This window comes from Epilithonimonas sp., from assembly GCF_036780765.1.
Taxonomy (GTDB): Bacteria; Bacteroidota; Bacteroidia; order Flavobacteriales; family Weeksellaceae; genus Epilithonimonas.
In genome coordinates this window covers 150,715-169,941 of record NZ_DAIQCG010000004.1, presented here as the reverse complement: position 1 = coordinate 169,941, position 19,227 = coordinate 150,715, and the positions used below count along the sequence as shown (strand labels likewise).

The 19,227-nt window shown below is 32.2% G+C and carries 18 protein-coding genes; 11 read left to right on the top strand and 7 right to left on the bottom strand.

Annotated features, from left to right (window positions below):
* Positions 1–10 precede the first annotated feature (10 nt).
* The 3 genes from V7P73_RS09310 (at position 11) to V7P73_RS09300 (ending at position 2,296) form a co-directional block, all read left to right on the top strand.
* A complete protein-coding gene (locus V7P73_RS09310) occupies positions 11–463 on the top strand; it encodes a hemerythrin domain-containing protein (RefSeq protein ID WP_333852945.1) in 453 nt (150 codons plus the stop codon).
* A gap of 23 nt (positions 464–486) precedes the next feature.
* Positions 487–711: a hypothetical protein gene (locus tag V7P73_RS09305; RefSeq protein ID WP_312763725.1), complete on the top strand. Its 225-nt coding sequence runs from the start codon at positions 487–489 to the stop codon at positions 709–711.
* A gap of 358 nt (positions 712–1,069) precedes the next feature.
* Positions 1,070–2,296, top strand: a complete 1,227-nt coding sequence (locus tag V7P73_RS09300; RefSeq protein ID WP_333852944.1) for a hypothetical protein — start codon at positions 1,070–1,072, stop codon at positions 2,294–2,296.
* A gap of 15 nt (positions 2,297–2,311) precedes the next feature.
* Here the strand turns inward: V7P73_RS09300 and V7P73_RS09295 are convergent, their stop codons facing one another.
* A complete protein-coding gene (locus V7P73_RS09295) occupies positions 2,312–2,752 on the bottom strand; it encodes an RrF2 family transcriptional regulator (RefSeq protein WP_333852943.1) in 441 nt (146 codons plus the stop codon).
* A gap of 860 nt (positions 2,753–3,612) precedes the next feature.
* Between V7P73_RS09295 and V7P73_RS09290 the strand changes: the two genes are divergently transcribed.
* From V7P73_RS09290 to V7P73_RS09270, 5 genes are all read left to right on the top strand, one after another.
* Entirely contained in the window at positions 3,613–4,128 is a 516-nt protein-coding gene (locus V7P73_RS09290; protein ID WP_333852942.1) for an RNA polymerase sigma factor, read from the top strand.
* 73 nt (positions 4,129–4,201) lie between these two features.
* A complete protein-coding gene (locus V7P73_RS09285) occupies positions 4,202–5,473 on the top strand; it encodes a histidine phosphatase family protein (RefSeq protein WP_333852940.1) in 1,272 nt (423 codons plus the stop codon).
* 88 nt (positions 5,474–5,561) lie between these two features.
* Positions 5,562–6,389 (top strand): FecR family protein, encoded by an 828-nt coding sequence (locus tag V7P73_RS09280; RefSeq protein WP_333852938.1) that lies wholly within the window; start codon positions 5,562–5,564, stop codon positions 6,387–6,389.
* 79 nt (positions 6,390–6,468) lie between these two features.
* On the top strand, positions 6,469–9,456 hold the full coding sequence (locus V7P73_RS09275; protein WP_333852936.1) for a SusC/RagA family TonB-linked outer membrane protein: 2,988 nt from the start codon (positions 6,469–6,471) through the stop codon (positions 9,454–9,456).
* A 7-nt stretch (positions 9,457–9,463) separates the two neighbouring features.
* Positions 9,464–11,074 carry a RagB/SusD family nutrient uptake outer membrane protein gene (locus V7P73_RS09270; protein WP_333852935.1) on the top strand — a complete coding sequence of 537 codons (1,611 nt, stop codon included), beginning with the start codon at positions 9,464–9,466 and terminating at the stop codon, positions 11,072–11,074.
* Positions 11,075–11,396: 322 nt separating this feature from the next.
* Here V7P73_RS09270 and V7P73_RS09265 read toward each other — a convergent pair whose 3' ends face one another.
* The 5 genes from V7P73_RS09265 to V7P73_RS09245 form a co-directional block, all read right to left on the bottom strand.
* Positions 11,397–11,627, bottom strand: coding sequence for a hypothetical protein (locus V7P73_RS09265; protein WP_333852934.1), 231 nt, complete (start codon positions 11,625–11,627; stop codon positions 11,397–11,399).
* An 81-nt stretch (positions 11,628–11,708) separates the two neighbouring features.
* Positions 11,709–12,053 (bottom strand): hypothetical protein, encoded by a 345-nt coding sequence (locus V7P73_RS09260; RefSeq protein WP_333852933.1) that lies wholly within the window; start codon positions 12,051–12,053, stop codon positions 11,709–11,711.
* 290 nt (positions 12,054–12,343) lie between these two features.
* Positions 12,344–12,502: a hypothetical protein gene (locus V7P73_RS09255; protein WP_333852932.1), complete on the bottom strand. Its 159-nt coding sequence runs from the start codon at positions 12,500–12,502 to the stop codon at positions 12,344–12,346.
* A gap of 191 nt (positions 12,503–12,693) precedes the next feature.
* Entirely contained in the window at positions 12,694–13,371 is a 678-nt protein-coding gene (locus tag V7P73_RS09250) for a hypothetical protein (protein ID WP_333852931.1), read from the bottom strand.
* Between the two features lie 25 nt (positions 13,372–13,396).
* Positions 13,397–13,933 carry an Arm DNA-binding domain-containing protein gene (locus V7P73_RS09245; RefSeq protein ID WP_333852930.1) on the bottom strand — a complete coding sequence of 179 codons (537 nt, stop codon included), beginning with the start codon at positions 13,931–13,933 and terminating at the stop codon, positions 13,397–13,399.
* Positions 13,934–14,407: 474 nt separating this feature from the next.
* On the opposite strand from V7P73_RS09245, the gene ku reads away from it, so the two are divergent.
* From ku to V7P73_RS09230, 3 genes are all read left to right on the top strand, one after another.
* Positions 14,408–15,187 carry a non-homologous end joining protein Ku gene (gene ku / locus V7P73_RS09240; RefSeq protein ID WP_333852929.1) on the top strand — a complete coding sequence of 260 codons (780 nt, stop codon included), beginning with the start codon at positions 14,408–14,410 and terminating at the stop codon, positions 15,185–15,187.
* A 17-nt stretch (positions 15,188–15,204) separates the two neighbouring features.
* The gene (gene ligD, locus V7P73_RS09235; protein WP_333852928.1) at positions 15,205–17,745 is read left to right on the top strand and encodes a DNA ligase D; all 2,541 of its coding nucleotides are present in this window, start codon (positions 15,205–15,207) and stop codon (positions 17,743–17,745) included.
* 224 nt (positions 17,746–17,969) lie between these two features.
* Entirely contained in the window at positions 17,970–18,182 is a 213-nt protein-coding gene (locus V7P73_RS09230; RefSeq protein WP_333852927.1) for a hypothetical protein, read from the top strand.
* A gap of 35 nt (positions 18,183–18,217) precedes the next feature.
* Here the strand turns inward: V7P73_RS09230 and V7P73_RS09225 are convergent, their stop codons facing one another.
* Positions 18,218–18,730, bottom strand: coding sequence for a helix-turn-helix domain-containing protein (locus tag V7P73_RS09225; RefSeq protein WP_333852926.1), 513 nt, complete (start codon positions 18,728–18,730; stop codon positions 18,218–18,220).
* Positions 18,731–19,227 lie beyond the last annotated feature (497 nt).

Genomic DNA, 19,227 nt, shown 5'->3' with positions numbered 1-19,227 from the left:
ATTTTAAAATATGAAAAGAAACGAAAACTTAGCCCCGCTTTCCCGAGATCATCATTTCGGATTGCTTTGCAGCTGGAAAATTCGTCAAGGGATCAAAAAAAATGTTTCTTATGACAGAATAAAAAAATACATCAATCACTATTGGCAGGAAAATCTAAGCCGTCATTTTGAAATCGAACATCTCGTACTTCCCGAAATAGAAAACAATATTCTTCAGATTCAGATGGAAAAAGAACACAACGAGATTCGTAAGTTAATCAATACCATGAATCAAACTAACGATATCCGTATTTTAGGAGATTTTGCGAATGCTTTAAGCAATCATATTCGTTTCGAAGAGCGGATATATTTTCATCATTTAGAAGAACATTTATCTGATGTAAAACTGAATAATATTGGAGCTCAACTTGAGCAAATACATCAAAAAGAAAATGATCTTTATGAAGATGAATTCTGGAAATAATTTATTGAATTTAAATTAAAAAAATGAGTATTAATATTCAATCACGATTGGGCGACTATCTTTATTTGGCGATGGGTGACTGCAACGGTCATAAAGTTGTAATAGCAGTTGGTTACACTTTTGGTTACGCAGATAAAAAAGCTAAACAATTTGAAGAAGCAAGCCTAGGAACTGTAAAATACATTGATATTTCAGTCGTGAAATCTGGTGATAAAGAAAAATGCAAAACTTTGGAAAAATTGGCTTGATTTTACAAATCCCCACAAATATTCTTGAATTTTAAACGGATGGCCTTATCTTTAAAAAGGATAAGAAAGTCTTATTTTAAATCTTTTTTTTCGTGTATATTATGAAAAATTGGGTTTATTTAAGGCTTTCTTATTGCATATTTTTAGCAAAAATTTTAATGTTAAATTGTAAAAGAATGTATGCGCTGTGAAATTATAATCAAATTTTTACTGTGCTGTCAGGATTTCTCAATTTTAGTTTTCGGAGCGATATGATCAACAGTTTATTTAGAGAATGACTGGATTGGCCACATATTTTATACAATTCAACCGAGCGTAAGCGAAAACCAACTTTAATATCTTCAAAAATTATTTTTAAATGTTAAAAAATAGTCAGACAATACACTTTAATTTTTGGTTAAAAATCTGCGTTATCAATTTCTTCATTGTTTCTGTAGTTGGTGTGATGATGCGCTACAATATGGCTTTTTCGTTGCCTGGATTTAATCATAAATTTATGCAGGAATCGCATTCACATTTTGCATTTTATGGTTGGGTTTCGGCGGGAATTTTTCTTTTTGTGACGAAATATTTAAGTGAAAATTTCAAGAAAATCAATCTTCCGAAATATCAATATTTAATGATTTGCAATCAAATTGGTTCCTACGGAATGTTGTTTACATTTCTTTATGGAGGCTATTTTTGGTTGTCGATTGTTTTCTCCTCAATTGCTTTGTTTATTGGGTTTGCGTATTTTATTTTTTTGTTAATTGATACAAAATCGAATGAAAATCCTGAAATTATTTGGTTGAAATCAGGCGCTTTTTTTGCCACATTTTCAGCAATCGGGATTTTCGGATTGGCATATTTTTCCAGTAAGAAAGAGGAGCTTGATGTTCTGTTTCGAGCTTCCACTTACTTTTATTTGCATTATCAATACAACGGATTTTTCCTGTTTTCCTGCATCGGATTGTTGTTGATTTCATTAAAAAAAATCGGAATTGAAATCAAGGAAAAACTCAACAAAACCATTTTCTTTCTTTTGTTTTTCGGATGTTTTTTCGGATACGGATTGTCCGTTTTATGGATTGAAATGAACTCAGTTCTATATGGATTTTTTGTCGTGATTTCCGTAATTCAATTCTTCGGCGCAATTCTATTTTTGAATTGGATAAGAAAAACGAATCTTTTTAAAAATCAAAATTTCATACAGAAACTTCTTCTCAGTATTTTTGGTTTTGCCTTTATTTTAAAATTTCTGCTTCAAAGTTTGTCTGCAATTCCGGCTTTGGGTGTTTTTGCATTCAGCAATATTAATATCGTAATTGCGTATTTGCACTTGGTTTTACTAATGGGAATCAGCCTTTTTCTAATTTGGAAAATTGTACAAATGAAAGAAATTGAATTTAATAAATTATTGAAATTCAGTATTTTATTGCTGGTATTTGGAATTGTTTGTAATGAAATTGTATTGGGTTTATCGGGAACATTTTCAATATTTTACATTCCGTTTTTAACTGCAAAAAATTGGTTGCTTTTTGCTTCGGTTGTTATTATGATTTCAATCCTAACTTTTATCCAATCTTTAAAAATTGAAAATAAATAATTTAATAAAAAAAAATTACAATAATTCAGAAGGTTTACTCATAATTTGAACCACACTTCCCAGATCTTTCAGATCTTTGATTTTGTATTGGAACATAATAAGGACTTTTTCTCTTACAGTAACTGCAAGATGATGAATAGGACAAGGGTTTTCACTGTTACAGTGTTTTAAACCCAAAAGACAAGAAGTGAGAACTTCCTTACTTTCAAAATTTTCGTAGATATCTTTAATGGTAAGATTTTCAAATTGCTCATCTGTTAGATAGAAACCTCCTCCTTTACCTTTTCCTGATGAGATCAACTGTTTTTTAGTGAGCTGTTGTAAGATTTTAGAGGTGAAATATGTTGGGGTACCGATATGCTCAGAAATATCAGTGATACCTATCTTTTTTCTTTCTGTAGCGAGAACAATGCAGGCTTTAATAGCATATTGACAGGTATAAGAAAATATTAGCATTGATAATAATTATTGAAAAATATTTTTTTTGAATATTTCTACCAAAAAAAATGTTGATAAAATTACAAATCTTTCAGTAATCAGCTTACTATTGAAATGAATTTTCTGCTCTGTGACCTATTGTAAATTTAGAAGGTTTTTTCCAACTAAACTTACTGTCCGATTTTCGGAGGGAACGATAGGTTAAGATTATTAATCTTGAAAAATTAAAATTATTTATCGCGAATACCTAAATGAAAATAATAATTTATGAGCATGTTTTTTCAAACTATTTTAAGATTCCATAGCTGTGAAAGTTTATCCAAATCTTCTAGGAAAGTTTTCGAAAATTGAACCTCTGGGGCACAAATGCCCAAATGGCTCAATTTAATCTAAATTGAGTCATTTTTTTTGTTTTTTGAATATAGAACATACCGCATTAATATTTTTTAATTTTGAACATATTTTGATTAGCTATCAATAAACTTCAATATAGCTTTATTAATTGTAGCTTCTTTAGTCTAAATTTTAGGAGAAAATATCGACATATTTTTCTCTTACTTAATTATTAATTTTTAGCGTTAATTTTTGAAATCAGTAATTCACAAATCAGCACCGTTCTTCTTATAAATTATCAGTTCCTTAAAATGTTATTTGTCGTACTGAAGAAATCACGAATGTATATCAAATCAAAAATTATTGTTCTTTCAAAACAAGTCCGATAAATTTTTTGAAATTAGTTTATATCAAAGTCCTGAAAAAGGAAATTAAAATTCATTAGTTTAATTTTAATTGTTTAATTTTTAGCGTTTTAAATCAAATTATTCAGATTGCTTTTTTTTGATATATTTGAAACCAGACCTTAAAACCATATTTCCATTTTGGAATCCTTATTTGAAAAACTATACTCTGATTACAAAAATCAGGTCTTCTTTTTCGTGAAAAAATATATTCACGGACAGGATGATGTTGAAGATATTGTACAGGATATTTTTGTTCACTTATGGAAATACAAAGAATCTTTGGATAAAAATAAAGAAGCAATTGTCTTCAAAACTGCAAAGCAGGAAATCGCTAATTTCTACAGAAAAAACAAGCTATCTTTCTCAGATTTCAATGAGGAATTTCATCTGAGTATTGTAAAAGATGAGTATGACGAGGAAGAATTCAAATCACAATCTGAACAAGCAGAAAAATTACTGAAGCTTATTCCAGAAAAAAGCAAATCACTTTTCCTAAAGCATAAAATTGATGGTTTAAGTTATTCTCAAATTGCCAAAGAAAGTAGTATTTCCAAAAATGCTGTGGCAAAGCACGTTAATAAAGTTCTTGACATCTTAAAAACCAATATTAATCTATTTTTTCTACTATTGATTTTCATTAAAAAGCTTTTTTAAGGTTGACGATTTCGGTAAGTCTACGTAATTAATCGTAAGACAGAAATCAATCTGAAACTAAAATAAGTTTATAATGAAGAAATCATTTTCTATTCTGCTCGTCATTTCGGCGACTTTTCTTTACAATGCACAAACTTCTAAAAAAGAAGAAATTTTCTCAGACATTGCAAAAACAGGTGGTGTTTATTATGCTTACCCCAAACCTTCCAACAAGTTAACGGCTGTTCCGCCTGGCTATCAGGAATTTTATGTAAGTCATTATGGTCGTCACGGTTCCAGATGGCTTATCAATGATAAAGATTTTTCTGGTGTAATGGATGTTTTGAAAAAAGCCAATGACAATAATGCTTTGACAGAAACCGGAAAATCTGCATTGCAGCGTCTCGAGAAAATTTGGACGATTGCGGAAGGTCATAATGGCGATTTGACAGAGTTAGGAGGATTGCAACATCAGCAGATTTCTCAGAGGATGTTCAAAAATAATCTGCACGCATTCGAGGGGAATGCAATTGTGACTGCAAAATCTACGGTTGTTCCAAGATGTATTATTAGTATGGCTTATTTTACGAATGAGTTAAAAGGGAATAATCCAAAACTACAAATCAGCATAGAGTCTTCTGATAAGTATATGAAGTACTTGAATCATCACACCAAAGAATCTATCGATTTCAAAAGTCAAGATAGTTTTTGGCAGGAAGAGAAAAGAAAATTCAAGCAAGATGGAGTTCGTTTGGATAGATTTATTAAAAACCTGTTTAACAATGATGATTATATCTACAAAAATGTAAATCCTGAAAAAGTGGTTGAGTCGTTTTACTGGATAGCAAGCGATATGCAGAATCTTGAAACTGATATTTCATTCTATGATTTGTTCACGAAAGAAGAAATATTCAATATCTATCAGGCTATCAATTATCAATTTTATGTCAATGATGCAGCATCACCTTTGAGTAAAGGATTGGTGAAGAATAATGCCATTCCGTTGGTGAAAAATATTTTGGAAGAGGCTGAAGATTATATTAAAAATAATAAAAAAGGAGCGTCTCTCAGATTTGGACACGACGGGAATATTGCGCCATTGCTTGCTCTTTTGGATGTTGAAAATATGGGTGCGGAAGAAATCAATCCAAGAGAAGTTTACAAAGTCTGGAATGCCTATGATGTTGCGCCAATGGCTGCGAATCTTCAAATGATTTTTTATAAGAATAAGAAAAATGATGTTTTGATAAAATTCCTTCATAACGAAAATGAAGTTCACATTCCCATCAAAACCAATACTTTTCCTTACTATCAATGGAATGATGTGAAAGTTTATCTTGAGAGTTTGACAAGTTCTCAGAAATAATTTGAGTTAAAATTTTTGATAGATAATAAATTTATAAAAAACTTTGATTCAAAGGTTGACGATTAAAAAATCCTGCGTAATACTAAATATGAATCACACAGAAGACGAAAATTTTAAAAGAAACTGGAAAAAAGTTGCTGAAGAGAATCAGCAAATGGACTCGCAAACCGATGAGCGAATCCAAGCTGGAATTCAACGTAAGATAAAATCCGGTAACAAGTTCAAAAAATTATATTGGGTTGCTGCAGCTGCGGTAATCACAGGATTTGGCGTTCTTTTATATACGCCTTCTTCGCCGACTTCTGTCGAGAAAGTCCAGTCTCAGTTTTATTCAAGTACAGATTTTACAAAACAAATAAGCCTTCCTGATGGAAGTAATATTGTCTTGGAACCTCACAGTACATTGGAACTGGCAAACGATTTCGGGAAAACTGATAGGGAAATCATATTTACAGGAAAAGCAACTTTTGATATTGCAAAAGATAAGACCAAGCCTTTTAGAATCAATGCTAAAGGTTTTACAGTACAGGTTTTAGGAACTAAATTCTTCTTGGACCAGACAAGTGGAAAAGAAAAAGTAGAACTTTTTGAAGGGAAAGTAAAGTTGGATCATCAAGGAAAAATCACCTATCTGCTTCCAAACGAATCTTGGAACAAGAATATGAAAGAGCAAGCTCAAACTTATGTGGTCGCAAATGTGAAAAGGAATTTCTCTTTCGAGGATGAAAATTTTGAAAATATCATCAATGAATTGGAAGTGGTTTATAATGTTAAAATAGATTATCCTCAGGAATATGCGAAAAAGAAAATCAAAGGTTCATTTTCGGGTGATATGAATGAGGTTTTGTTCGCAATCTGTTATCCTTTCAATCTTAAAGCTGAAAAAAAATCTGATAATCAATTACAATTAAAATAAAAAAGCACCGATAATGACGGTTATCGATGCAATAAATGATTCGACTCGCTAAAGTATAATCAAATTAATCCCCAAATTTATGAAAAAAACAGTAATGTCTGTAATCTTGTTGGTTGCCACAGGTCTTCCAATCGCTTATGGACAAACCGGACAAACACCACCGGTTGCTATGAAAAAAGAGAATCGGGTGTCTATTATCAAAGTTTTTGATAAGCTCAGTAAATCTTCCAAGATCCCATTTCTCTATTCCAGCACAGATTTCAAAGATGTTTTTGTGAATGACAGTGCAATCAATTATTCATCTTTGGAATCATCATTAAAATATCTCAAAAAATTCTATCCGATAGAATATGAAATAAAAAATAATACAGTTGTTCTTAGAAAAACCAGTGTCAAATTAATTTCACAATCAGAAAATTTTCCCATTCCCAAAGACACTATTTCGGTGCAGGAAAAAAAGATTGATGAAGTTGTAATCATCGGTTACGGGAAAGTTAAAAAGTCTGATGCAACAGGCTCTCTTACGACCGTTAAAATCGATAGTGAGAATGACGGAAGTCCGGTTTCGGCACAAGATGCGTTGACGGGAAAAGCTGCCGGAGTTAATATTATTTCTCCTGGTGGAGCTCCCGGAGCAGGTTCTACGATAAGAATCAGAGGAGGTTCATCTTTGTCTGCCAGTAATGACCCCCTCATTGTTATCGACGGAATTGCGATTGACAATTCTTCAACCTCAGGATCCAGTAATATTCTTGGAATGATTAACCCGAATGATATTGAAACTTATACGGTTCTGAAAGATGCATCTTCAACAGCAATCTATGGTTCCAGAGCTTCGAATGGTGTCATTATCATTACAACTAAAAAAGGCAGTAAAAAGACCAGATATCAATATTCATCAAACACAAAAGTGAGCTATAATCCTAAGATGCTGGATGTTTTAACTGGTGATGAGTACAGAAGCTTTATTAAGGATTATTATCCCGGAAACAATACGATTATCAACGGTCTTGGAACGGAGAACACCGATTGGCAAAAGCAAATTTACAGAACTTCTGTCAGTAATGACCAGAACTTCAGTATGACAGGAGCTGTTAAAGAAATTCCATTTCGTTTGTCTTTGGGTTATACGGATCAGCAAGGGATTATCAAGAAAAATTCCTATGAGAGAATGAATGCGAGTTTGGCCATCAATCCTTCATTTTTTGATAAACATTTGAACATCAATCTTAATTATAAACCAAGTATTGAGAACAATCATTTTATTTCTAACCCTGCAAGTTCAGCTGTCGGATTTGACCCGACTCGTCCGGTTTACGACAATTCGTCGCAATATGGTTTAGGCTATTTTATTTGGAATGATGCTTCTGGAAAGCCGATCACTATTGCAAGTGCCAATCCTGTTTCTGTTCTTGATTTGAGAAAAGATAAATCTCAGGTTATTCGTCAAATCGGAAATATACAGTTGGATTACAAAATTCACGGTTTTGAAGATTTAAAATTAAACCTTAATTCAGGGTTTGATATTTTAAAGAGTGATGGCAATATTTTCGTTCCTGATAATGCGCCTTTGGCTTGGACTTCTATCGGAAATGACGGGCAAGGTTTGTTGGAAAATTACAAACAAAAGAAAAATAATTATCAGTTTGATGCTTATGCTAATTATACTAAGACATTTTCCAATCATAAAATAGATGTGATGGGAGGTTATTCTTGGCAAAAATTTTGGCAAAGTTATGATGATAATCAGACCAATATCACGGGAAATAAAGTTTATAAAAATATCATTTCCAAATCAGAATATTATTTGGTTTCATTCTATGGCCGTTTGAATTACACTTTCAAAGACCGTTACCTTTTTACGGGAACACTTAGAAACGATGGCTCTTCCCGTTTTTCAAAAGATAATCATTGGGGACTTTTCCCTTCGGCTGCATTTGCTTGGAAAATCAATGAGGAAGCATTTTTGAAGGACAATGGTTTTTTCTCTGATTTGAAATTAAGATTAAGTTATGGAAAAACGGGCCAACAGGATATTGGTGGAGATTACGAATGGATGCAGACTTACACATTCAGCCAGTCCAATGCACTATATCAATTGGGAAACCAATATTATCAGACCATTCGACCAAACGGTTACGACCCGAATCTGAAATGGGAAACGACTTCAACTTACAATATCGGATTGGATTTTGGAATTTTGAAGAACCGAGTTTCAGGTTCTGTGGAAGTTTACAAGAGAACGACAGACGATTTATTGAATAAAATTTCTGTAGCAGCAGGTTCTAACCTTACCAATATGATCTTTACGAATATCGGCTCAATGGAAAATAAAGGATTGGAAATTTCCTTAAACACAATTCCTGTCAAAACCACCGATTGGCAATGGAGTTTGGATGCTAATATTACCTTTAACAAATCTGAAATTACAAAACTAACACTTGTTGATAGCCCAAATTATGGTGTGAATATCGGAAACGTTTCAGGTTCAACTGCTGGAACAATCCAAACACATTCTGTAGGATTTTCTCCTTATACTTTTTATTTGTTTCAGCAGGAATATGATGAAGCAGGAAAACCAATCGAAGGAAAATATAAAGGTGGACTGGTAAAAGATAAAAATCCGATGCCTAAATCTTTTATGGGAATCTCTTCCAAAGTGAGCTATAAAAATTGGTATCTCGGCTTCAATGGTCACGCTAATTTTGGGAACTATGTCTATAACAACGTGAAATCTAAAGATTATAAGACCAAAGCGACTTCAGGAAACGGAACTTATTCCAATTTATTGAGTTACACAGCGGAGCAAGGTTTTGATAATCTGCAACTTTACTCAGATTTTTTCCTTGAAAAAGCATCATTTTTTAGAATGGATAATATTACTCTTGGGCATAATTTCAAAACAATCAGTGACAAGTTTGACCTGGGGGTAAATCTTTCTGTTCAAAATGTTTTTGTCATTACCAAATACAGTGGACTGGATCCTGAGGTTTATCTTGGAATCGATAATAATATGTATTCCAGACCACGCTCTTTCTTGTTCGGATTTAATGTAAACTTCAAATAAACCAATTATGAAACGCATATATATAACCCTAATATTTTCACTTTTCACATTAAGCTCTTGTGTTAACGACCTTGATACAGTTCCTATTGACCCGAATATCGTAACCACGGAACAAGTATATTCAAATCCGGAAAACTACAAAGGTGTTTTGGCTAAATGTTATGCAGCATTAAGTCTTAGCGGGCAGCAAGGTCCAACCGGAGATCCAGATATCAGCAATTTTGACGAAGGTTACAGCGCTTTTGTTAGATTGGCTTTCTATGTTCAGGTCTTGACAACCGATGAAGCGATTATGGGGTCCCAAACTAATGGATTAAGACAAATGGCGACCAATACTTGGGATTCCAATACTGCAATTCTGAACGGTTATTATGCCAGATTGTATCAGATCATTGGATATTCAAATGAATTTCTAAGACAAACGACTGATGCTAAACTTCAGGAAAGAGGTCATACAGATTCCAACTTCAAACAGCAAGTGGCACACTTCCGAGCAGAAGCCAGATTTTTGAGAGCTTATTCTTACTGGGTTTTGTTGGATACTTTTGGTAAAGTGCCATTCGTGACAGATGCGGATAAGCAAGATCCTCAGTTTTTACCAAAGCAAATTTCCAGAGCCGATCTTTATTCATATATAGAAAATGAATTGAAAGAAATTGAAACAACACTTCCTGAAACTAATGAATACGGAAGAGTTGATAAAACAGCAGCTAATTTTCTATTATCAAGACTTTATCTGAATGCTGAAGTTTATACTAAAAGTCCACAATGGGCAAAAGCAGCGGAATATGCAGAAAAAGTAATCCAAAGTCATTATAGTCTTGCTCCGAAATATCTTTATAATTTCCTTGCAGACAACCACACATCTCCAGAAATTATTTGGTCGTTGAATTTGGATGGCATTCAATCCAAAACGTATGGAGGAACAACGTTTTTCGTATTGGCTCAGACAGGTGGAACTATGCTCAATTACTTGAATATGGGAATTGCTGGTGGTTGGGGCAATATTCGCCTTCGTCCAGAATTTGTCAATAAATTTCAATCATCGGATCAAAATTTTGTAGTTACAGATATTAATGCATACACAAAAAATGACAGCAGGGCATTGTTCTTCAACATCGGTCACAAAAAAGAAATTGCAGCACTTCCTGGTACTTTCCAAGATGGTTATGCTTTCACAAAATGGAGAAATGTTACTAAAAATGGAGTAGCAGGTTCAGATGCGGCCTATGTGGATACGGATTTTCCAATGTTCCGACTTTCTGAAGCCTATTTGACTGCAGCTGAAGCCTATATTAGATTAGGTAAAAATTCCGATGCGCTTAATTATGTGAACATTATTAGAAACAGGGCCTACAACAATGGGAATGGAGCTGTTTCCCTGTCAGATATGAATTTAAATTTCATTTTAGATGAAAGATCAAGAGAATTATCTTGGGAACTTCTGAGAAGAACAGATTTAATTCGTTTCAACAAATTTACAACTGCAGATTATCTGTGGAGCTGGAAAGGCAATGCTCAGGGAGGTAAAGCTCTAGACGCTAAGTTTAATATATTTCCTATTCCGTCATCTGATATCACTGCTAATCCTAATCTAATTCAAAATGATGGCTATTAAAAAAAATTGATCTCACAATCAAGTATATATTATTTTCTTTAAGCTTCCTTTAGAGGAGGCTTTTTTATTAGATAAAATTGCTTTAAATATATTATTATTATTATTATTATTATTATTATTATTTCAAGCTGTTTATTCCCTATTTTCTTACATAGGCTGCTTTATAATTCATTACGCAAGATGGAATTTTTTAATTTATTGATTTAGATAAAGATAAAAATTGATTTTAAACAAATAAGTTGGTCTTATAAGCATTTTTGTCTCTTCACTCACTAATACTATATAGGGACTTTCTATGTAATAATCAGGTGATGATTTATTCTCACTTTTCTGTAAAAGGATTTTTCAAAATAATATCTAACGCGATATAACTTGCATTATAAGGATATATACCTCCAACCAGATTGTTCATATAACCAAGGTTTATCATAACTGGAGAATTTTTAGGCGAAACAGAATAATAGAGCATAAACCTCCTTTCATTATATTTAATTTGGCTCCAGTTCTTGGTTTCATGGCTTTTGTCAACAGAAAATAGTTGTTCGTTGCTCAAGATAATTTTTTTTGATTCCTGGCTGTTCAAATTGATACTTAACTGTACTCTGAAACGGCTTCAGAAAGAAAAGGACTCGGCTTATTCCAATCCATCACCAACGAAAAATTTTCTGAATTCCTGACGAAATGTTGGCGTGATTTTCAGTTTTCCAGCGTTGAAACTTTGGGAAAGTCTGCTATAAAATCTTAATTCTTTCTGATTAGCAATTTTATTTTCTAAAGGAGTTTCTTCTTTCTGATTTATAAAACTCAAGGCCAGTGAAAATTTTATCTTGTTTTTGACTTGCTTGTAAAATTCTTGGTTAATAACAAAAATTAATGGTTTGGACATCGGATTTAATGATTCGGAACCGCTGATTCTTCCCATTCCAACATAATCGATTGCGATAATTCTTTTTCGTCTTCTAAAACAAGGATTTTTCATTTAATAAAAGTAAATAATGATTCTGGAAAGAATTGGGAATTTAGATTTTTTAAACGAAATTATATTGGTGAAAATGGGAGGAGATGTATGAAAATTTCCTCTAAATATAAAGCTGAGTTAAGGTCAGTCAATTAACTAAATATAATTAACAAAAGTGAAGTTGTAATCTTAAAATAAAAATTCATTTCAAAGAGGCAAAATTGGAAAATACCCGTTTACACTACTGTTTTACCAGTTTACGGTTATTCCTCGCAATATAGATGAGAAGCTTTCTTGAATATATAGGAGTTTTACCAATTCTGAAAGTCGGTATCTTTTCTGTTAAGGACCAATTGATAATTGTTTGAACTGTCGTGCTGAACATTTCTGCAACTTCTTTCTGACGCATTTGATCTTCTGGTGGCGGAAAGTAGTAGGGAGTAAAATATCTTCTGTAATAATCTTTTCATTTAATTCTTTTTCTGAACCTGATGGTAAACCATCTTTAATAAATTTAGCCATGTTTTCTTTTTTTTATTTGATTTAAAATTCAAAATTTAAGATTTTGTATTATCAAAATGACTTATATATGCATACTTTGTCACAATTTGGCTAAAAGTAATTTTTACTATAATCATTTTGGAATTAACTAGATTGTAATCTATTCAGTTGCAAAAATGTTCCATTTGTCTAATTCACGTTTGTGGTGTTGTTCTGAAATTTTCAAATATCTTCTAAAACTCTTTTCATCTTTGGAATTTGTCTGTGCTTTTACAATCCTTTCCGGGATGTTTAGAAAAAGGCTATTGGTGATAAAAGTTTTTCTTCCTGTATGACTTGTAATGATATCACATTTACGAAATGTTTGGTCAAATCGTTTCGATCCGCAATAGCGTGTTAATTGCACTTCCTCTGTTAAACCGATTTCCTCACAGCATTTCTGTATAGCTTCGTTCAATTTTTGTGATGATAACCTAGGTATAGGATAATAGATAGTATCTTCATACTTTTCTATCAATTGCTTAGCAAAATGTGTTAAAAATACTTGATGCTGAACTGTTTTTGTTTTTTTAACTGTAAAGGTCAGGTAATCACCATTGACCGAAACATCAGTTAAGTCATAAATATCACAATGTCGTTGTCCTGTGAAAGCCATCAAACAATACATATCTCTGGCTCTATCTAAAGATTTGTTTTCAAATGTGTAGTTATAAAGAAGCATTAGCTCCTCCGAAGTAAGGTATACCACTTCAATTTCAGCTTCTTTTGCGACAAGCTTTTTAAATTTTAAAGAACTGTGATATCCTCTCTCAAATGCCCAATTCAAAAATGATTTCAATGTTTTCACGATTTTAGCATAATAATTATTTTAATGTCTGCCTGGTATTAAAACAGTAATCCATGAATGCTTCCTCAAATTGAAAATCAATATTATCCAGCCTCAATTCGAACTTCATATATTTTTCAAAAGCAATCAGAAAATTTTTCACAGTACCATATTTGGTTATTGTACCTTTTGTTTTTGTTAGCTTAGAGACTTTAATATACTCATCATAAGCATCAAAAAATCCTATAGTGACCTTAATATCACGATCATCATTATATTTTTCATTGAATAAAGTTTCCGTAAACGCTATTTCATTATACTTGAAAAATGCAGATATTTTGTCAAGCTTTTTCTTTTCCTTATTAATGATTTCATTATAGTTTTCATAATCTTGGTAAAAGGGATTTTGTTTAAAGTTTGTAATAATCTGCAGATCATTATTCCAATCATTTAACATAGTCTTGATTCCTAAATTTTTTCTAATTTTATACCTTCCGTTGGCTATTACTAACCGTAATGGAATCAATCCATTTTGGTTGATTTTATCTTTTCGTAATTCAAAGTAATATCTCATTTGTACTAATTTTAATAGGGGAGTGAAAGGGGGATTATATGGTAATAAAAGTATATTAATTCATACTTCAATGCATACAAACATGTTCATAACATACTGATTATCAAATACAAATATATGCTAAAGTTTTTAAAATATCTAAATAACTCCAGGTGGGATCACTTTAATAATCAAACACTTACGGAAATGTAAGTGTTTTTTGTTTTTATTGGGTAACACATAGGTGACACAATTAATAGTGCTTAGATCAATTTTTTCTTCTCTGCTGTAAAGCCAAACTGTACCTTTAGAACCCTTCAATAAAGTTTTTTACCTGTTTCTGTTGCTTCTTTTATAGTAGCATTTTGGCAAATATCATTGTCAGACTGCATTTAAATGAATAATATTAAAAAAATTTTATTAGTGCATACAAATGGAATGTTTGTTGTGGAAACATAAAGACTTCTTTCTTTTTATCTAATTAAAATTACCATTATGAGAGCAATTTGGAACGGCGCCATCGGTTTTGGACTTGTAAATATTCCCATCAAATTATATTCAGCGACTGACTCCAGTACTTTGGATTTGGATATGTTGGACAGCAAAGATTTAAGCAATATCAGATTCAAACGTGTCAATGAAAAAACGGGCAAGGAAGTGGGTTGGGAAAATATCGTAAAAGGTTATAAAATCGAAGATAAATATATCGTTTTGGAAGACAAAGATTTTGAAGCCGCAAGTCCCGAGAAATCAAAAATACTTTCCATCAATCAATTCGTTAAAGAATCAGAAGTGGATACGGCTCTTTTCGAAACACCTTATTTTTTAGAACCTCAGAAAAATGGAGAATCAGCATATAAATTACTACTCAAATCTCTAATCAAAACAAAAATGGCAGGATTAGGTTCTTTTGTTCTACGAGATAGAGAAATCCTTTGTCTTATCCGACCTTATGAAAACAAAATATTAATGGTTAACAGAATGCGCTACCCTGAGGAAATGAGAGCTTATGAAGATTTGAAAATCCCAACAGGAAGTGCTCCAAAACCTGCAGAACTGAAAATGGCGGAGCAATTGATAAAATCTCTAGCAACAGAATTTGACCCCTCAAAATATAAAGATACATACAACGCAGACCTCCTGAAAATCATCAAACAAAAAGCAAAAGGTAAAAAAGTCAAGTTAGCGGCAGTAAAAGAAACGGAAAGCAAAGCCACTGATTTGATGGCTATGTTGAAAGCGAGTTTGGAAAAGAGTAAAAAGAAAGTCGGATAACAACTAATATCTCGGAAATGGCTTTAGAAGATTATAATAAAAAACGTAATTTCAAAGAAACATCTGAACCAGAAGGAAAGGAAAAAGCGAGCAGTAAAAAACTGAAATTCGTCATTCAGAGACACGCTGCTTCTCGACTTCATTATGATTTTCGTCTGGAAATGGATGGCGTTTTAAAAAGCTGGGCAGTTCCAAAAGGTCCGTCGCTTAATCCGTCTGACAAGCGATTGGCAATGATGGTTGAGGATCATCCCTATTCTTACAGGACTTTCGAAGGTTCCATTCCAAAAGGTAATTATGGTGCCGGTGAAGTGGAGATTTGGGATGAAGGAACTTATGAACCCATTGAAAAGTTATCCGGAAAAAGTGACGATTTGATAATGCGTGCGGAGCTTCATAAACAATCATTAAAATTCATTCTTCACGGTAAAAAACTCAAAGGAGAATTTGCCTTGGTTAAAATCAAAAACCCTAAAGATGATAATGCCTGGCTTCTTATCAAACATAAAGACCAATTTGCTGTTGATGAAAATTACAATGCAGAAGAACATACGCTAAAAACATCCAGAGTAACCGCTTATCTCGCTGAGAAAGACAGTAAAAAAAAAAATAATTCATCCGAAGGCATAAAGCATTTCAAAAATTATACACCTGCACTTTCCGGTGCTAAAAAATTAACAGAGTTTATCAAACCTATGCTTTGCAAAGTTTCTGATAAACCCTTTGATGACCAAGAATGGGCATTCGAAATCAAATGGGATGGTTATCGTTCCATTGCAGATTTGAGCAAAGACGAAATCCGATTATATTCTAGAAACGGAATTGATTTCTCTCAGAAATTTAAAAAAGTAACCAATTCGCTCAAGTTGCAGGATCACAACATGGTTCTTGATGGTGAAATTGTGGCCTACGATGCTAAAGGAAAACCTAACTTCCAATGGTTACAGCAAATAGGTGATAATCCCAATCTTGCATTGACTTTTCAGGTTTTTGATTTGTTGTGGCTGAATGGCCATTCAACAGAAAATCTCTCTTATCTTCAACGAAAAGAATTGTTGAAAGACGCTTTGGTGGAAAATGAAGTCATCAAATTCAGTGAGCATATTTTAGAGAATGGAAAAGCGTTTTTTCAAGCAGCCCAAGATTTAGGTTTGGAAGGAATAGTTGCTAAAAAAACAGACAGTCTTTACAAAGAAAATCTGAGAAGTTCCGAATGGTTGAAAATTAAAATCCATAAAAGTGATGAAGCCATTATTTGCGGATTTACCGAACCAAAAGGCTCTAGAAAGAAATTTGGTGCATTGATTTTGGGAAAATACCTGAATGGCGAAATGGTGTTTTGTGGTCATACAGGCGTCGGTTTCAATGATCAATTACTTTCTGATATCTACTATAAAATGAAGCCTTTAATTACGAAAAATTCAGTGTTCAAAATCACACCAAAAACCAATACGAAAGCGACTTGGATAAAACCTAAGCTGGTAGCTGAAATTAAGTTCACAGAAGTTACAAAAGATCACCTTTACCGCCATCCGATTTTCCTTAGACTTCGTGAGGATATAGAACCTGATGATGTAACATTTAATTCTGAAAAACCATCCAAAAAAGAAGAAATGAGAAAAGCTGAACCTAAGAAAAGAACAGAAAAAGAGGATTTGATAAAGAAAATCGGAAAACAGGAATTGAAATTGACCAATCAAAATAAAATCTATTTTCCAGATGATGGTATTACAAAAGGGGATGTGATCGAGTTTTACCAAAGTATTTCAAAATATATTCTTCCGCATTTAAAAGACCGTCCGCAATCTATGAACCGTTATCCCAACGGAATTAATGGAATGAGTTTTTTTCAAAAAGATGCTTCAGAAGAAACGCCGGATTGGATAGAAACACAGAAAGTTTTCTCGGAAAGTTCTGATAAATATATTAATTACATTATCTGTAACGACAAGGAAACGTTGGCTTATCTCAACAATCTCGGTTGCATCGAACTCAATATCTGGACGAGTAAAATCAAAAAAGCGGACAATCCTGACTATCTCGTTTTAGATCTTGATCCATCTGAAAAAAATACATTTGAAGACGTTATAGAAACTGCTCAGGCTGTGAAAGAAATTTTGGATTTATCCGGAATTGATGGCTATCCTAAAACATCGGGCAGTTCGGGAATTCACATTTACATTCCGATGAATGCGAAATATACTTATGACCAAGTCAAGAATTTCGGGCATCTTCTGATGCAAATGGTTCAGCAAAAATTACCTGATTTGACAACGTTGGAAAGAAGTCTAGAGAAACGTGAAAAAAACAAAATTTATCTCGATTATCTTCAAAATAGACGTGGACAAACTTTGGCAAGTGTTTACAGTCTCCGACCAAAAAATGGTGCGCCGGTTTCCATGTCTTTAGAGTGGAAAGAAGTAAAAAATGGTTTGCAACCAACAGATTTTAATATCCATAATTCTTTAGACCGACTGAAAGAAAAAGGTGATCTTTTCAAACCGCTTTTAGGAAAAGGAATTGATATGTTGAAGGCTATCAACAAGTTAGAAAAATAATTATTAATGACACAACTGCTATAAAATATTCTATTAGGATAAGGTATTCGGCAGAAGGTTAGTTTACAATATAGAAATTTAAAACGATCTCTTACATTTTTAAAATCTAATTAGATTGCGGAATTATCAACAATTACTAATTCTAATATTAAATTTAAAATCAAAAATAGATTTTGGTCAACAAATTGTATAGTGGAAAGTAAGAACTATTAAATAAAAATGTTATGACAATATCTTTCTACGATTTTAAAAATCTTCCGGATTATGAGCAAATTGAGATGGCTAAAAAAGAAGGTCATATCAGAGAACAGCGCACAGTGAATGAGCTAAAATTTGTACTGTACGAAATCTCATGTTTTTCAGTCGAAATTATCTATAAGCAAGATCGTATGACCGGAATGAATGTTTTTGAGAATAAAGCAGCTTATGCTATTTAGATTATTAAAGATTTATTTCTCATTTAACATAATATTTAATTTTCATAAGTTTCAAAAGTTCCATCTTCAAAGAAAAATACAATTCGTCTGATTTTTTTTGCAGGAATTTCTTGTTTTTTATCAAAATTCTCTAATCGCTGAGAATCGGAGATTTTATTTTTTTCTGTAATTGGTAAAGAAATATTAGAATCTCGTGAGTTTTGATTTTCGGGCTTCTCAGTTTCTATTTGTCCAAACTGTTCATCATTTATTAATGAAAATAAATCTGGCAAAGATTTTTTTACAGCTTTCTTTTGTTCCGGTTCAGTTATCGGAATGGTAATTTCTTCTTTATTAATAAGCATTTCGCCAGTTCCGTTAATTAACCAATCCCATTCGATATCTGGAAATTTAGATTTTATCTTGGTGATGAAATCAAGAGAAGGCTTATTCCTACCAGAAATAATATGCGAAATACTTGACCGTTGTACACCAATCTCTTCAGCAAATTCAGCAGGAGTTAGTTCAGAGTATTCGATAACTTTTGTAAATCTATCATTGAAATCCATTTTACAAATGTAATCTATTTTATTTTAAATTTAATTACATTTATAAATATTATAAATTTACTTTTGTAAACTAACTAAATTTTGTTTAAAATATTGAAATACAACTGTTTGCTTTTGTAATTGTTTATAAAGTTGATTAAATGTATTAGATATTGACAATTGTGGAAAAAGTTATACTGAAAGTTATTAGATAGAGATTAAAAACATTGTTGCAACAATTAACTCTTAAAAATCATTAATTATATTTTAGTTGAGATAATCTTTGTAATAAAATATAATTCAAACATTTACACAATAATAAAAATCTTTACAAAATCTGTAGTTTATTAAAATTGTAGTTATTAACATCAAAATAATAAGAATTTTAATAATTCAAATATTGTAAAGAATATTCTGTCTTTTAAATTCCAATTCTAGAATTTCCGTTTATGAATAATTCGATTTAGCTAATTATAGAAGTCAATTATAATAGATTGAATTTTTTTTGGTTTAAGTAC

What these genes read in the sequence shown, in the direction of transcription:
- V7P73_RS09310 (WP_333852945.1), top strand. Translation starts at nt 11, where the DNA reads ATGAAAAGAAACGAAAACTTAGCCCCGCTTTCCCGAGATCATCATTTC.
- V7P73_RS09305 (WP_312763725.1), top strand. Translation starts at nt 487, where the DNA reads ATGAGTATTAATATTCAATCACGATTGGGCGACTATCTTTATTTGGCG.
- V7P73_RS09300 (WP_333852944.1), top strand. Translation starts at nt 1,070, where the DNA reads ATGTTAAAAAATAGTCAGACAATACACTTTAATTTTTGGTTAAAAATC.
- V7P73_RS09295 (WP_333852943.1), bottom strand. Translation starts at nt 2,752, where the DNA reads ATGCTAATATTTTCTTATACCTGTCAATATGCTATTAAAGCCTGCATT.
- V7P73_RS09285 (WP_333852940.1), top strand. Translation starts at nt 4,202, where the DNA reads ATGAAGAAATCATTTTCTATTCTGCTCGTCATTTCGGCGACTTTTCTT.
- V7P73_RS09280 (WP_333852938.1), top strand. Translation starts at nt 5,562, where the DNA reads ATGAATCACACAGAAGACGAAAATTTTAAAAGAAACTGGAAAAAAGTT.
- V7P73_RS09275 (WP_333852936.1), top strand. Translation starts at nt 6,469, where the DNA reads ATGAAAAAAACAGTAATGTCTGTAATCTTGTTGGTTGCCACAGGTCTT.
- V7P73_RS09270 (WP_333852935.1), top strand. Translation starts at nt 9,464, where the DNA reads ATGAAACGCATATATATAACCCTAATATTTTCACTTTTCACATTAAGC.
- V7P73_RS09260 (WP_333852933.1), bottom strand. Translation starts at nt 12,053, where the DNA reads ATGAAAAATCCTTGTTTTAGAAGACGAAAAAGAATTATCGCAATCGAT.
- V7P73_RS09255 (WP_333852932.1), bottom strand. Translation starts at nt 12,502, where the DNA reads ATGAAAAGATTATTACAGAAGATATTTTACTCCCTACTACTTTCCGCC.
- V7P73_RS09245 (WP_333852930.1), bottom strand. Translation starts at nt 13,933, where the DNA reads ATGAGATATTACTTTGAATTACGAAAAGATAAAATCAACCAAAATGGA.
- ku (WP_333852929.1), top strand. Translation starts at nt 14,408, where the DNA reads ATGAGAGCAATTTGGAACGGCGCCATCGGTTTTGGACTTGTAAATATT.
- ligD (WP_333852928.1), top strand. Translation starts at nt 15,205, where the DNA reads ATGGCTTTAGAAGATTATAATAAAAAACGTAATTTCAAAGAAACATCT.
- V7P73_RS09230 (WP_333852927.1), top strand. Translation starts at nt 17,970, where the DNA reads ATGACAATATCTTTCTACGATTTTAAAAATCTTCCGGATTATGAGCAA.
- V7P73_RS09225 (WP_333852926.1), bottom strand. Translation starts at nt 18,730, where the DNA reads ATGGATTTCAATGATAGATTTACAAAAGTTATCGAATACTCTGAACTA.